Origin of the sequence: Bacillus basilensis (genome assembly GCF_050630465.1) — a bacterium.
Lineage (GTDB): Bacteria > Bacillota > Bacilli > Bacillales > Bacillaceae_G > Bacillus_A > Bacillus_A basilensis.
This window is the reverse complement of the sequence record NZ_JBNTQO010000016.1, coordinates 37,644-50,123: the sequence shown is the minus strand read 5'-3', so window position 1 is coordinate 50,123 and position 12,480 is coordinate 37,644. Positions and strand designations below refer to the sequence as shown.

Sequence of the window (12,480 nt, the reverse complement as noted above, 5' to 3'; positions counted from 1 at the left end):
TAATAATGATACAAAAACAACATGAGAGTAAGTTGGAAGTTGGTCAAACATTTCCTGTGACAATTAAACGTCTTGGGATTAATGGAGAAGGCGTTGGTTATTTTAAGAGACAAGTTGTTTTCATTCCAGGGGCATTACCAGGAGAAGAAGTTGTTGCTGAAACAACGAAAATTCAGCGTGGCTTCGCTGAAGCGAAAGTGAAAAAAGTTCGTAAAGCTTCACCACATCGTGTGAAAGCACCATGTCCAGTATATGAAGAATGTGGTGGCTGTCAGCTACAACATTTAGATTATAAAGAACAATTAAATCAAAAACGTGATATCGTTGTACAAGCGTTTGAGAAGTATATGAACAACAGTTTGGAAGAGAAGATTCGTCCAACACTTGGCATGGAAAATCCATGGCATTATCGTAATAAGAGTCAATTACAAGTAGGACGTAAAGACGAAAAGGTTATTACAGGGCTGTATAAGCAAAACTCACATCAGTTAATTGATATTGCTCATTGTATGATTCAACATAAAGCAACGAATGAAGCGACAAAAGTTGTAAGACGTATTTTAGAAAAATTAAATGTTTCTATTTACAATGAGAAAAAACAAAAAGGTTTAGTACGCACAATTGTGACACGTACTGCAGTTCAAACAGGGGAAGTACAAGTTACACTTATTACAACAAAAGAAGAATTACCAAATAAAGAGCAGTTTATCGCAGAAGTACAAAAACAGATGCCAGCTGTTAAATCAATTATGCAAAACGTGAATTGGCGTAAAACATCTGTTATTTTCGGTGATAAAACATTTAAATTAGCTGGAAAAGAAGTAATTCAAGAAACACTGGGTGATTTGTCATTTGAATTATCAGCACGTGCATTCTTCCAGTTGAATCCAGAACAAACGGTTGTTTTATACAATGAAGCGAAAAAAGCAGCTGCTTTAACAGGCAATGAGAAAATTGTAGATGCGTATTGTGGTGTTGGTACAATCGGTCTTTGGCTTGCAAATGATGCAGCGGAAGTTCGCGGTATGGATGTCATTCCAGAAGCAATTGCAGACGCAAGAAAAAATGCGAAGCGTCACGGGTTTACAAATACGAAATATGAAGCCGGTAAAGCTGAACAATGGTTACCGAAATGGGTAAAAGAAGGATGGCGTCCAGATGTAATTGTTGTCGATCCACCTCGTACAGGTTGCGATGATAAATTATTGGAAACAATTTTAAAAGTGAAGCCGAAACAAGTTGTTTACGTATCTTGTAATCCTTCTTCATTAGCACGTGATGTACAAGCATTAATGAAGAGTTATGAAGTGGAGTATGTGCAACCAGTTGATATGTTCCCGCATACAGCTCATGTAGAAAATGTAGTGAAGCTTGTTAGAAAGTAAAGTTTATTCATATTCCCTCATAATATGAGGGAATATTTTCTGTGAAGGAGGATAAGATGAACAATTATAAATTAACGATTCAGTACGATGGTGCACGTTTTAAAGGCTGGCAACGCCTTGGTAATAACGATAATACGATTCAAGGGAAAATCGAAAGTGTCATATCTGAAATGGTCGGAAAAGAAATTGAAATTATCGGTTGTAGTAGAACAGACGCTGGTGTACATGCTTTGAATCAAGTTGCTAACTTTCAAAGTGATGAGAAGTTAGTGGAACATAAAGTGAAAAAATATTTAAATCAATATTTACCCAATGATATTAGCATTACGGATGTAGAAGAAGTACAAGATCGATTCCACGCTCGTTACAATTCTAAAGCAAAAACATATCTTTATAAAATTTGGAATGAAGAGCATACGAATCCATTTATGCGTAAATACAGCATGCATGTGAATAAAAAATTAAATGTGAAAAGCATGAAAGAAGCTGCGAAACATTTAGTTGGTTCACATGACTTTACTGCTTTTTCAAATGCGAAATCAAAGAAAAAGTCTATGGTTCGAGAAGTATATTCACTTGAAGTGATGGAAGAGGCAGGATTTGTACAAATTAGAGTAAGTGGCAACGGATTCCTTCATAACATGGTACGAAAAATTGTTGGAGCATTAATTGAAGTTGGATTAGGACAATTAGATGCAGAAGCAATTCCGCAAATTCTAGAGGCGAAACAACGTAATCAAATTAATTGCCTTGCTGAGGCGAGTGGTTTGTATTTGGAGAATGTTGAATTTTAATAATCAGTAAAAAAATCGAGCTGTGTAGGCTCGATTTTTTTATACTTTACAATTAAGAAGATTTCTCTCTCTTCATACGTATCTTCAAATTCCAAAAAGCAGCAAGCATAATAGCTGCAAAAGAGCCGCTAATTGCTGCGAATAGCTTCGCATAAGGATAGGCATTCATATCAATGAGTAACATCATACATACAATGGTAGGGAAGAAGGCTAAGTATTGTAATAACTTTAATTTGTTATCATTACTCATATATATCGTTCCTTTCTAGTATGTTATATGTTTATTGTAACATATTTTTCCATTTTTAGCACTTGGAGAAACATTCATTTCATATGTGTAAATGCAGTTTTTTAATTCGATATTGTAAGTTTTGCCTACTTAATCCTAAAAACTTTGCAGCTTGTGAAATATTACCGTGATACTCTTTAAGAATTTGATTGATGTAGTTCTTTTCCATTTCTTCTATTGTGTGCTTTAACGTTTTCGGCGTATCAGTATCGTTATTAGTTAGGAGAGGTTGCATATTGAATTCTGTTTTTATTCGTTCGCGAAAGCGGGTGGGAAGATGAAATGCTGTAATGATATGTTCATCTTCAACTAAATTCATTGAACCTTCAATGATATGTTCCAATTCTCGTACATTTCCAGGCCATTCATATGCATACAAGAATTCTCTTACATGTACATCTACATCCGTTACGGCGAGTCCAAATTGAATGTTGTACTTTTCGATAAAGTGTTGAACAAGAGCGGGAATATCTTCTTTTCGTTCACGTAAAGGCGGGAGACATAAAGTAACGACGCTTAATCGGTAATATAAGTCTTCCCGTAATCGATTGTATGTAATAGCTTCAAGAGGGTCTTCATTAATAGTTGCTATAATACGAACATCAATTTCTTTTTCTTGTGTGCCTCCGATTCTTCGTATTGTTTTTTCTTGTATAGCTCGCAGTAACTTCGCTTGAAGTGCTGGACTTAACGAATTGATCTCATCTAATAACAAAGTTCCTCCGTTTGCTTCTTCAAATAAACCAGCTTTATCGATAGCTCCTGTAAATGCACCTCGGTTCGTACCAAATAATAAGCTTTCCATTAGCGTATCAGGAATAGCGGCACAGTTTTGTGAAATGAACGGTTTTGTTGAACGTTGACTTTCATTATGGATACTTTGTGCAAATAGTTCTTTTCCAGTTCCTGTTTCTCCTACGAGAAGTATGGAGGAGGATGTACGAATTACCCTTTTTCCTTCCGTAATGGTTGATTGAATGGCTTCAGAATCACCAATTATGTGATCAAAGGTAAATTTAGTGTTTTGTTTTCGAGAAGAGTCCGTTTTTATTGTTTGCTTTAAGTTATTCATCTCTTTTGAAATTTCAATAGCGCCTTTAATTTTTCCATTTTCTATTATAGGGAAAGTATCGTTAATCGTCGTAATTTCTTGCCCTTTATTGTTAAAATACGTTTGTTTTATATTTTTGTTTGTTTTTCCTAATTTTAATGCTTCTATAAGAGTACTATTTTTATTTTCTTCAAATGCGAATACTTCTAAAGGACTTTTATATAGCACATCTGAGCGCTCCATTGATTCAATTTCCATCATTTTGCGGTTATAGATAATCGTTTTACTTTCCTCATTAATAATATGAATCCCGATATCGAGTTCATTGAGTAAAGTTTCATATAGCATATTCATTTCAATGATCTGTTTAAAATTAATGTCTTCTGTACGCATAGATTATCTTCTCCTCATTTCACCCTATGAAGACTGACTTTTTATAATTTTATTAAAATTCTTATAAAATCGCAAAATTTTTTTGCTATTTTCTTTTTAAAACTTCTTAAATGTTAGAAAAATTTTGCGGTTATGAAGATTTTTTTGTGAGGAACTCTCATTTTAAATAGGAATTGGAGATTGGTACGCTTTTTGCATAAATAATAGTTGAAATCTTTAAAGGAGGGATATGCAACATTTCAGTACCAATTAATAAGAAGGAGGAGTTTATAAAGTGAAGACGGTTATAGAAGGCGTGTATAGTCCTTGTTACGGGAAAGTAGAGAAGTTATTTGTTGCGGAAAGTTCTTACGTATACGAGTGGGAGAAATTAGCGTTAATTGAAACAATAGATAAACAGAAAATAGAAATTAAGGTAGGAATCAGTGGGTATATCGAATCATTAGAAGTAGTAGAAGGACAAGCTATCGCTGATCAAAAGTTATTAATAACAGTGAGGGATGATCTTTTAATAACAGGTAGTGATTAATATAAGTGCTATGTATTTTGCTCTTTTTAATAATTATTTTCATTATGAATGATTTTAAAAACGCTTACATTTAATGGGTTTACAAAGTGAAAAGGGGGGATTTATATGATGAATCAAAACCAAGGATTAAAAAGAGAATTGAAAAGCAGGCACATATTTATGATTGCACTTGGAGGAGTTATTGGTACCGGTCTTTTTTTAGGATCTGGGTATACAATTCATGAAGCTGGACCTGGAGGAGCGATTGTAGCATATCTTGTCGGAGGATTTGTTATGTATTTAACAATGCTCTGTCTCGGAGAGTTAGCTGTTGCGATGCCTGACGCAGGATCTTATCAAACGTATGCCACAAAGCACATTTCCCCTGCAGCGGGTTATGTAGTGGGATGGATGTCGTGGCTAAACTGGTCTGCTACGATAGGTATTGAACTGATTGCAGTTAGTATTTTAATGAAACGATGGTTTCCTGATGTATCGTCATGGATTTGGTGTGTAGTGTTTGCGGTACTCCTCTTTGCTATCAATGCGTTATCTTCAAAAAGTTTTGCAGAAGTTGAATTCTGGTTTGCAAGTATTAAAGTAATTACAATCATTGCATTTATTATTTTGGGCGGGGCAGCAATGTTTGGTTTTTTAGATATGAAAGGAAATGACCCAGCACCAATGTTTTCTAGCTTTACTGATTATGGTGGATTGTTCCCAAATGGATTATCAGCTATTTTAATTACGATGATTGCTGTTAATTTTTCCTTCCAAGGAACAGAACTAGTCGGTATTGCAGCAGGTGAGAGTGAAAATCCAGAGAAAACAATCCCGAAGGCAATTAATAATACAGTTTGGCGTATACTTGTGTTCTTTGTATTATCTATTTTCATTCTTGCGGGATTATTCCCTTGGCAGCAAGCAGGAGTAATAGAGAGTCCATTCGTAGTTGTATTTGATAAAATTGGTATTCCTTATGCAGCTGATATTATTAATTTTGTTATTATTACAGCGGTTCTATCTGTTGCGAATTCAGGATTATATGCAACTTCCCGTATGCTATGGTCTATGTCTAATCAAGGAATGATTAGTCCGATTTTTGGTAAGTTATCTAAAAATGGTGTTCCTATTTACGCATTAATTGTAAGTACATTTGTAGGGTGTCTCTCACTACTATCAGGTATTTATGCGGAAGATACAGTTTATTTATGGTTGCTTTCAATTGCAGGATTTGGAGCGATATTAGTTTGGGCATCTATTGCTCTATCTAACTTATTAGCTAGAAGGTCATACATAAAGCAGGGCGGGGATGTGAAGGATTTGAAATTTAAAACACCGCTGTATCCATTCATACCACTGCTTGCATTAGTATTAAATGTAACAGTAATTGTTGGTATGGCCTTTATTCCAGAACAAAGAATGGCGTTATATTGTGGAATTCCATTTATGATTGTTTGCTTACTGTTTTACCGTGCGACAAAAAATAAGGGAAGCAAAATGGAACATGTTGAAAAAGTAGATACAACAGAAGTAGAAAGTTTATAAATATATTAGAAACTAATGCAAAAAAAGAGACTGTAAAATTGTAAACAGTCTCTTTTTTTGTGAAAATAAAGCTGGAAACATACTATGTATGCAAAGGGGAATTAGCGATGAATCAAGAAGTTTCACAGCTATTAGAACAGATTGATTTACGAAAAGATGAGTTACTAGAGCTTACAAAAACTTTAATTCGTTTTGAAACACCAGCACCGCCGGCGAGAAACACAAAGGAGGCGCAAGAATTTGTTGCAGATTTTCTAAGAAAACGAAATTTTAGTGTTGATAAATGGGATGTATATCCGAATGATCCAAACGTTGTTGGGGTGAAAAAAGGGATAGAAAGTGACACACATAAAAGTCTTATTATTAATGGGCATATGGATGTAGCTGAAGTGACAGCAGATGAGGCGTGGGAAACGAATCCATTTGAGCCATTTATAAAAGATGGTTGGTTAGTTGGACGTGGTGCGGCAGATATGAAAGGGGGATTGGCTGGAGCACTATTTGCCATTCAGCTTTTACAAGAAGCTGGCATTGAATTACCTGGAGATTTAATCTTTCAATCCGTAATTGGGGAAGAAGTTGGAGAGGCAGGAACACTTCAATGCTGTAAAAGAGGTTATGATGCTGATTTTGCAGTCGTAGTGGATACGAGTGATTTACATATGCAAGGGCAGGGCGGTGTAATTACTGGATGGATTACTGTGAAAAGCCCCCAAACATTTCATGATGCAACACGCAGGCAAATGATCCATGCTGGAGGGCGTTTATTCGGAGCGAGTGCGATTGAAAAAATGATGAAAATTGTGCAAAGTTTACAAGAATTAGAGCGTCACTGGGCAGTTATGAAAACATATGAAGGCTATCCATATGGAACAACAACAATTAATCCAGCTGTTATTGAGGGCGGAAGACATGCAGCATTTATTGCGGATGAGTGCCGTTTGTGGATAACCGTACATTTTTACCCAAATGAAACGCATGAACAAATCGCACAAGAAATTGAAGCGTATATTGGAAAAGTAGCGGCTGCTGATCCATGGTTAAGTGAACATCCACCACAATTTAAGTGGGGTGGAGAATCAATGATTGTAGATCGGGGCGAAATTTTCCCTTCTTTAGAAGTAGATAGTGAACATGCAGCTGTAAAAACGCTTAGCTCAGTACACGAATCAATTCTCTTTAAAAATGCAATTTTAGATATGTCGGCAACGGTAACGGATGGTGGGTGGTTTAGTGAATTTCGTATTCCAGCTGTTATTTACGGACCAGGTACATTAGAAGAAGCTCATTCAATAAATGAGAAAGTTGAAGTAGAACAGTTAATTGAATTTACAAAAGTAATAACAGCATTTATATATGAATGGTGTCATACAAAAAAATAGATTAGTATGTTGAAATCGTACAGGTATGTATACTTGTACGATTTTTTAGTGAACTATTTCAGAGTTGAATAGAAACAACTGAAATAGTTCGTTATTTTTCTATGTCTTTCGTTTTAATTCGATTAATTTCTCTTTTGCTAATTCAACAGCAATTGCATCATCTAAATAGCCAATTGGAAAGAGATAGTCGGGAATAATATCTGTCGATAAAATGAAATACAGTAATGCGCCCCCAAGAACTGCACGCTCTTCTTTCGGAATAGTTGCATTGCAAAATTGTTGATACATATCCGTTAATTGTTCAATGAAAGGACCAGCACTATCAATTTGTTCTAATTTGCTTGCAAAACTTTCATGAATCCGTTTTTCACCTTCAGCTGTTTGAGCATAACGTTCATAGTTTTCAAGTTCTTGTTTCACGCGAGTTGTTGTGTAGTCGAAATCGAATAAGTTAGAGGATTGCAGAGTTTGCTGAATTGTATCAAGAGATGTATACATATCCGTCTTTTCTTTATTAATGTGAGGGAAATCCGGATACATTTCATCAAATAATAATTGGGGTGGAACTTGCAGACATTCTGCGAATTTTTGTAGATGTTTTTGCTTTGGCGGTTGTTTACCATTCATAATTCTTGAGATTGTTGCGGGATCGATATTTGTAAGCATTCCTAGTTGGCGCATAGATAAGGCACGTTCTTTTAAAAGTTTTTTTATTAATTTACTAAGCCGCTCATTTGGATTTTCTTTAGGCATAGTGAAGGCACTCCTTTTTATTGTTGAAAAAATGTTGAGTATTTATTACATGTATATGAAACAGACAGGCACAGTTGCTCAAAATTTTCATAAGATGCATTGAAAAGTGAGAAAAAGGGGTGGCTGTTTATGAGTACGGCAGGTCTATTTTCAATTTTTTTAATCGGGATTGCTTCTAATTTAGATAATGCAGGTGTTGGGATTGCATATGGCATTCGTAAAATCCGAATTTCGTGGTTCAACAATTTTATCATCGCATTTTTTGGTTTTTTATTTACTTTATTAGCTGGCTTTTTTGGGAACTGGATTGCGTTATTTATTTCAGAGTTTACTGCAAACTTGATTGGAGCAATCATTTTAGGGATAATCGGTGTGTTTATTTTATGTCAGCCTTTTTTGGGGAAAAGAAATACCGGAGGCTCTAAAGATGGTAATGTACTTATGGGAATTTTACGTAATCCAGAAAAAGCAGATTTTGATGGTTCGAAAACAATTAGTTTTTCAGAAGCAATTGTTTTAGGAATTGCGTTGTCTATTAATAATATTGCAGGTGGGTTTGATGCTGGGGTAACAAACTTGAATCTGTGGCTTACAGCAACTATTTCTGGGGTGTTTAGTTTTATTTGTATTAGTGGCTTTGCATATGTAGGGAAACGATTTTTAGCAGAATACTTAGGGAAATGGGCGACGTTTATTGCAGGTGTGTTATTAATTCTTATTGGGATCGATCAGTTGTTGTAAGGAGAGTAGAAAACAAGGTTCGAGTATTTCCTTGGAAATACAGCAAGGGATTGCATATATCGACGTACTTTTCTCCATACTAATACGGATTTCTTTTAAGAAAGGGGGATTTGTATGGGACGCGGGAAAGCATTTGATCATAAGAAAAAAGGGCATGATCATCAACCACCTAAAGGTGCGTTCATTCATAAAGATGTAAATGAACATACTTTGGAAGAGGAAGAGTTACCAGTAAATATTGAGGCGTATAAAAATAGTTTGAAAAAACATTAAAAGCACCTATATAGGTGCTTTTTTAGCGTATATCCTCAATTAATTGTTCCGATTCTTCATGCATACTGTACTCGCTTAATACTTGGATGCAAAGCCATTTTAATTCTTCGATCGTATGTTCAAGTTCTTCAGGAAGCACATGATGAATGTCTTCAAGTCCCATTCCGAAATGAATAAGTTCAAGTACTTGATCATCGATATTCCGATCCATTAATAGTTCAAGTACTTCTAAATTGAATATGTATCGGTGAGCTTCATCGAGTGAAACAACTTTTAGCTTTAAGCTTTCTACAATACTCAATATAAAAAGAAGAATTGTTTTCTCAAGAACAGGTTGTTTTCCCATTTGAAATATTAGTTTCATCTTTCACACCTCCACATGTAGCGCTAGGTTGTACTATATTATTCAGGAGGGGGGAGCAAATATGCATGATATAGAGAAACTTTCAGTATGGTTTTTGTAAGGAGATTGATAGCTGATAAAGTTGAGGTTTTTATGAAATGAAAAAATCCTGCTAGTATAGCAGGATAACTCGTGATTAAAAAATGCTCCAACCTTCTTGAGCAGAAAGAAGTTCAAGAATTTTAAAACCAGCGATACTATTTCCGTTTGCATCTAAAGCTGGTCCGAAAATACCAATTCCCATTTCTCCTTTTACGCAGCCGAAAATGCCACCAGCTACACCGCTTTTTGCGGGGATACCAACACGAATCGCAAATTCACCAGACTCGTTATACATACCGCATGTAACCATAAATGTTTTACAAATCTTTGTAATATGCTTAGGGATAATTTGTTTTTTCTTGTATGGGTCATATCCATCCATCGCAAAAATTAAACCGATACGTGCTAAATCGATACAGTTTACTTCAACTGCACATTGACGAGTGTATAAATCCATCAGTTCTTCGATGTCACAATCGATAATTCCGTTTTGTTTCATATAGTAACAAAGTGAACGGTTTAAGTAAGCTGTCTCTAATTCTGAATTGGCAACTTTAGAAGAATAATTAATAGTAGGATTATCTGTTATTTCACGTACAAAATGAAGGATGCGCTCCATCTTTTCTTCATTATCTTTTCCTGTTAACATGCTTGTAATAGCTAGTGCCCCTGCATTAATCATTGGATTAAGTGGTTTAGAAGGGCTTGTCGTTTCTAACTTAATAATAGAATTAAATGGATCACCAGTTGGTTCCATTCCAACTTTAGAAAATACATATTCTTCACCACGATCTAAAAGGGCAAGCGCAAGTGTAATTACTTTTGAAATACTTTGAAGAGTAAATAGTGTTTGTGAGTTGCCAGCATGAATGTATTCTGTTTCTTTATGGAAAATGGCAATCCCTAAATCATCTGGATTTGCATTTCCTAGTTCGGGGATATAAGTAGCAAGCTTTCCTTTTTTCGTATATGGTTTTACTTGTTCTAACAACTGTTGTAAGTTGTTTGTTTCAATGCACTGCATAGTACCAACGCTCCTATTTCGAATTAACTAAGTTTACTTTTCCCGATATGCTCGGAAATAAATAATAACATGAAAAAGTGGAATGATAAAACGAAAGTTGCATGTTCTATAGTGGGTCTTTCGTTTCAAGTATTCTGTATTCCAAAAGGAGAATTTTCCTTTTATATAACAGTTTGGAAATAGGAGATTTATCCATAAAAAATTCAAAAATAAAAACTACACATCTATACAACTATATGTTATTATGGTTATGTAAATAGAAAGCGTTTTCTAAAGCGTACTTATAATGATAACGATTTCATAAATTTGATAGGGGGAATTAAAATGTTGCAGTTTTTACAACGTATTGGTAAAGCGTTAATGCTTCCAATCGCCGTACTACCAGCAGCAGGATTATTGCTTCGTTTAGGGCAACCGGATGTATTTGATATTCCTGTTATGGCACAGGCCGGCGCAGCGGTTTTTGATAATTTAGCACTTATTTTTGCAATTGGTATTGCAATCGGTCTTTCAGTTGATGGTAGTGGTGCAGCAGGTCTTGCAGGTGCAATTGGTTATCTGGTTATGAAAAACAGTATTGATGCACTTAGTAAGGGATATTCTACTGTAGAATTACAAGATAAATTAGGTAAAGTTCAAGATTTAATAGGCAATAGCGCAAATGTAGATCCATCTAAGCTGGCAGATACAATGACACAAGTATCTAAGGCCGCCGAATTATCGACTAAAGTGGATATGAAAGTTTTAGGTGGTATTATTGTCGGTGTTATAGCAGGATTCCTTTATAATAAATTCCATAAGATTAAACTTCCAGAATGGTTGGGTTTCTTTGCTGGAAAACGTTTCGTTCCGATTGTTACATCGGTTGTGATGCTAATATTAGGAATTTTATTCGCACAAATTTGGCCAGCAATTCAAAATGGCATTGATGCATTAGCTCATGGAATTGTTAATTTAGGTGCAGTTGGTTCAGGTCTATTTGGTTTATTAAACCGTCTATTAATTCCAATTGGTTTACACCATGTAATGAACACATACTTCTGGTTCGTATTTGGTGACTTTACAAATGCAGCAGGTAATGTTGTAAATGGTGATATTGCTCGCTTCCTTGCAGGAGATAAAACAGCAGGTATGTTTATGACTGGTTTCTTCCCAGTTATGATGTTCGGTTTACCAGCAGCATGTTTCGCAATGATTGCAGCTGCTAAACCAGAAAAACGTAAAATGGTTACAGGTATGTTAGGTGGTCTAGCATTAACTTCATTCTTAACTGGTATTACAGAACCAATTGAATTCTCATTCATGTTCTTATCACCAGTATTATATGGTATTCATGCCGTGTTAACAGGTATTTCTTTATTTGTAACAACAGCACTTGGCATTCACGATGGTTTCACATTTAGTGCCGGTGCAATTGATTACTTCTTAAATTTTGGTATTGCAACAAAACCAGTATTGCTAGCGGGAATCGGTTTAATTTACGCAGTAATTTACTTTGTAGTATTCTACTTCTTAATTAAGAAGTTTGACTTGAAAACTCCTGGTCGTGAAGATGACGATGAGTTAGCTGAAGAGGATGATGTGCCAGTTGCAGGTTCAATTGGTGAAACTTACGTAGCAGCTTTAGGTGGAAAAGAAAACTTAACAGTTATTGATAACTGTGCAACACGTCTACGCTTACAAGTGAAAGATGCTGGTCAAGTAAACGAAGCAGCATTAAAACGTGCTGGTGCAAAAGGTGTTATGAAATTAAGTAACACGAGTGTCCAAGTTATCGTAGGTACAAATGTTGAATCTGTTGCCGATGATATGAAAAAACACGTATAAATAATTAGATAAGAGGATATCCGAAAAGATTGATAATATCAGTTTTTTAGAGGGTATCCTCTTTTTT

General features: G+C 35.3%; 14 protein-coding genes. 9 read left to right on the top strand and 5 right to left on the bottom strand.

Features of this window, described 5'->3' with window-relative positions:
- Positions 1-5: 5 nt before the first annotated feature.
- Both rlmD and truA read left to right on the top strand, forming a co-directional pair.
- A complete protein-coding gene (gene rlmD, locus ACQVV1_RS23170) occupies positions 6-1,385 on the top strand; it encodes a 23S rRNA (uracil(1939)-C(5))-methyltransferase RlmD (protein ID WP_046199050.1) in 1,380 nt (459 codons plus the stop codon).
- A 56-nt stretch (positions 1,386-1,441) separates the two neighbouring features.
- Positions 1,442-2,179 (top strand): tRNA pseudouridine(38-40) synthase TruA, encoded by a 738-nt coding sequence (gene truA, locus ACQVV1_RS23165; protein WP_431169569.1) that lies wholly within the window; start codon positions 1,442-1,444, stop codon positions 2,177-2,179.
- Positions 2,180-2,231: 52 nt separating this feature from the next.
- On the opposite strand, the gene ACQVV1_RS23160 is transcribed toward truA, so the two are convergent.
- The gene (locus ACQVV1_RS23160; protein WP_063221668.1) at positions 2,232-2,429 is read right to left on the bottom strand and encodes a hypothetical protein; all 198 of its coding nucleotides are present in this window, start codon (positions 2,427-2,429) and stop codon (positions 2,232-2,234) included.
- Positions 2,430-2,508: 79 nt separating this feature from the next.
- Entirely contained in the window at positions 2,509-3,912 is a 1,404-nt protein-coding gene (locus ACQVV1_RS23155) for a sigma-54 interaction domain-containing protein (RefSeq protein WP_431169568.1), read from the bottom strand.
- 274 nt (positions 3,913-4,186) lie between these two features.
- Between ACQVV1_RS23155 and ACQVV1_RS23150 the strand changes: the two genes are divergently transcribed.
- The 3 genes from ACQVV1_RS23150 (at position 4,187) to ACQVV1_RS23140 (ending at position 7,350) form a co-directional block, all read left to right on the top strand.
- Complete coding sequence (locus tag ACQVV1_RS23150) at positions 4,187-4,441, top strand: biotin/lipoyl attachment domain-containing protein (RefSeq protein WP_242256192.1); 255 nt, start codon at positions 4,187-4,189, stop codon at positions 4,439-4,441.
- Between the two features lie 105 nt (positions 4,442-4,546).
- Positions 4,547-5,968, top strand: a complete 1,422-nt coding sequence (locus tag ACQVV1_RS23145) for an amino acid permease (protein ID WP_431169567.1) — start codon at positions 4,547-4,549, stop codon at positions 5,966-5,968.
- A 107-nt stretch (positions 5,969-6,075) separates the two neighbouring features.
- Positions 6,076-7,350, top strand: a complete 1,275-nt coding sequence (locus ACQVV1_RS23140; protein WP_309259662.1) for an acetylornithine deacetylase — start codon at positions 6,076-6,078, stop codon at positions 7,348-7,350.
- Between the two features lie 99 nt (positions 7,351-7,449).
- Here ACQVV1_RS23140 and ACQVV1_RS23135 read toward each other — a convergent pair whose 3' ends face one another.
- Positions 7,450-8,103: a helix-turn-helix domain-containing protein gene (locus ACQVV1_RS23135; protein WP_061685937.1), complete on the bottom strand. Its 654-nt coding sequence runs from the start codon at positions 8,101-8,103 to the stop codon at positions 7,450-7,452.
- A gap of 129 nt (positions 8,104-8,232) precedes the next feature.
- On the opposite strand from ACQVV1_RS23135, the gene ytaF reads away from it, so the two are divergent.
- On the top strand, positions 8,233-8,844 hold the full coding sequence (gene ytaF, locus ACQVV1_RS23130) for a sporulation membrane protein YtaF (RefSeq protein WP_431169566.1): 612 nt from the start codon (positions 8,233-8,235) through the stop codon (positions 8,842-8,844).
- A 114-nt stretch (positions 8,845-8,958) separates the two neighbouring features.
- Positions 8,959-9,117, top strand: coding sequence for a hypothetical protein (locus tag ACQVV1_RS23125; RefSeq protein WP_000532409.1), 159 nt, complete (start codon positions 8,959-8,961; stop codon positions 9,115-9,117).
- Between the two features lie 22 nt (positions 9,118-9,139).
- Here ACQVV1_RS23125 and ACQVV1_RS23120 read toward each other — a convergent pair whose 3' ends face one another.
- Together ACQVV1_RS23120 and glsA are read right to left on the bottom strand one after the other, a co-directional pair.
- Positions 9,140-9,481, bottom strand: a complete 342-nt coding sequence (locus tag ACQVV1_RS23120; RefSeq protein WP_000766603.1) for a DUF3969 family protein — start codon at positions 9,479-9,481, stop codon at positions 9,140-9,142.
- Positions 9,482-9,656: 175 nt separating this feature from the next.
- The gene (gene glsA, locus ACQVV1_RS23115; protein WP_063221674.1) at positions 9,657-10,586 is read right to left on the bottom strand and encodes a glutaminase A; all 930 of its coding nucleotides are present in this window, start codon (positions 10,584-10,586) and stop codon (positions 9,657-9,659) included.
- Positions 10,587-10,655: 69 nt separating this feature from the next.
- On the opposite strand from glsA, the gene ACQVV1_RS23110 reads away from it, so the two are divergent.
- Entirely contained in the window at positions 10,656-10,769 is a 114-nt protein-coding gene (locus ACQVV1_RS23110; protein ID WP_080468325.1) for a transcriptional regulator, read from the top strand.
- A 141-nt stretch (positions 10,770-10,910) separates the two neighbouring features.
- Positions 10,911-12,413, top strand: coding sequence for an N-acetylglucosamine-specific PTS transporter subunit IIBC (nagE, locus tag ACQVV1_RS23105; protein WP_242256182.1), 1,503 nt, complete (start codon positions 10,911-10,913; stop codon positions 12,411-12,413).
- Positions 12,414-12,480 lie beyond the last annotated feature (67 nt).

Coding starts and splice junctions, on each gene's coding strand:
- ACQVV1_RS23140 (WP_309259662.1), top strand. CDS start 6,076: ATGAATCAAGAAGTTTCACAGCTATTAGAACAGATTGATTTACGAAAA.
- ACQVV1_RS23120 (WP_000766603.1), bottom strand. CDS start 9,481: ATGAAACTAATATTTCAAATGGGAAAACAACCTGTTCTTGAGAAAACA.
- nagE (WP_242256182.1), top strand. CDS start 10,911: ATGTTGCAGTTTTTACAACGTATTGGTAAAGCGTTAATGCTTCCAATC.
- ACQVV1_RS23155 (WP_431169568.1), bottom strand. CDS start 3,912: ATGCGTACAGAAGACATTAATTTTAAACAGATCATTGAAATGAATATG.
- ACQVV1_RS23160 (WP_063221668.1), bottom strand. CDS start 2,429: ATGAGTAATGATAACAAATTAAAGTTATTACAATACTTAGCCTTCTTC.
- glsA (WP_063221674.1), bottom strand. CDS start 10,586: ATGCAGTGCATTGAAACAAACAACTTACAACAGTTGTTAGAACAAGTA.
- ytaF (WP_431169566.1), top strand. CDS start 8,233: ATGAGTACGGCAGGTCTATTTTCAATTTTTTTAATCGGGATTGCTTCT.
- ACQVV1_RS23125 (WP_000532409.1), top strand. CDS start 8,959: ATGGGACGCGGGAAAGCATTTGATCATAAGAAAAAAGGGCATGATCAT.
- ACQVV1_RS23135 (WP_061685937.1), bottom strand. CDS start 8,103: ATGCCTAAAGAAAATCCAAATGAGCGGCTTAGTAAATTAATAAAAAAA.
- ACQVV1_RS23145 (WP_431169567.1), top strand. CDS start 4,547: ATGATGAATCAAAACCAAGGATTAAAAAGAGAATTGAAAAGCAGGCAC.
- truA (WP_431169569.1), top strand. CDS start 1,442: ATGAACAATTATAAATTAACGATTCAGTACGATGGTGCACGTTTTAAA.
- ACQVV1_RS23110 (WP_080468325.1), top strand. CDS start 10,656: ATGAAAAAGTGGAATGATAAAACGAAAGTTGCATGTTCTATAGTGGGT.
- rlmD (WP_046199050.1), top strand. CDS start 6: ATGATACAAAAACAACATGAGAGTAAGTTGGAAGTTGGTCAAACATTT.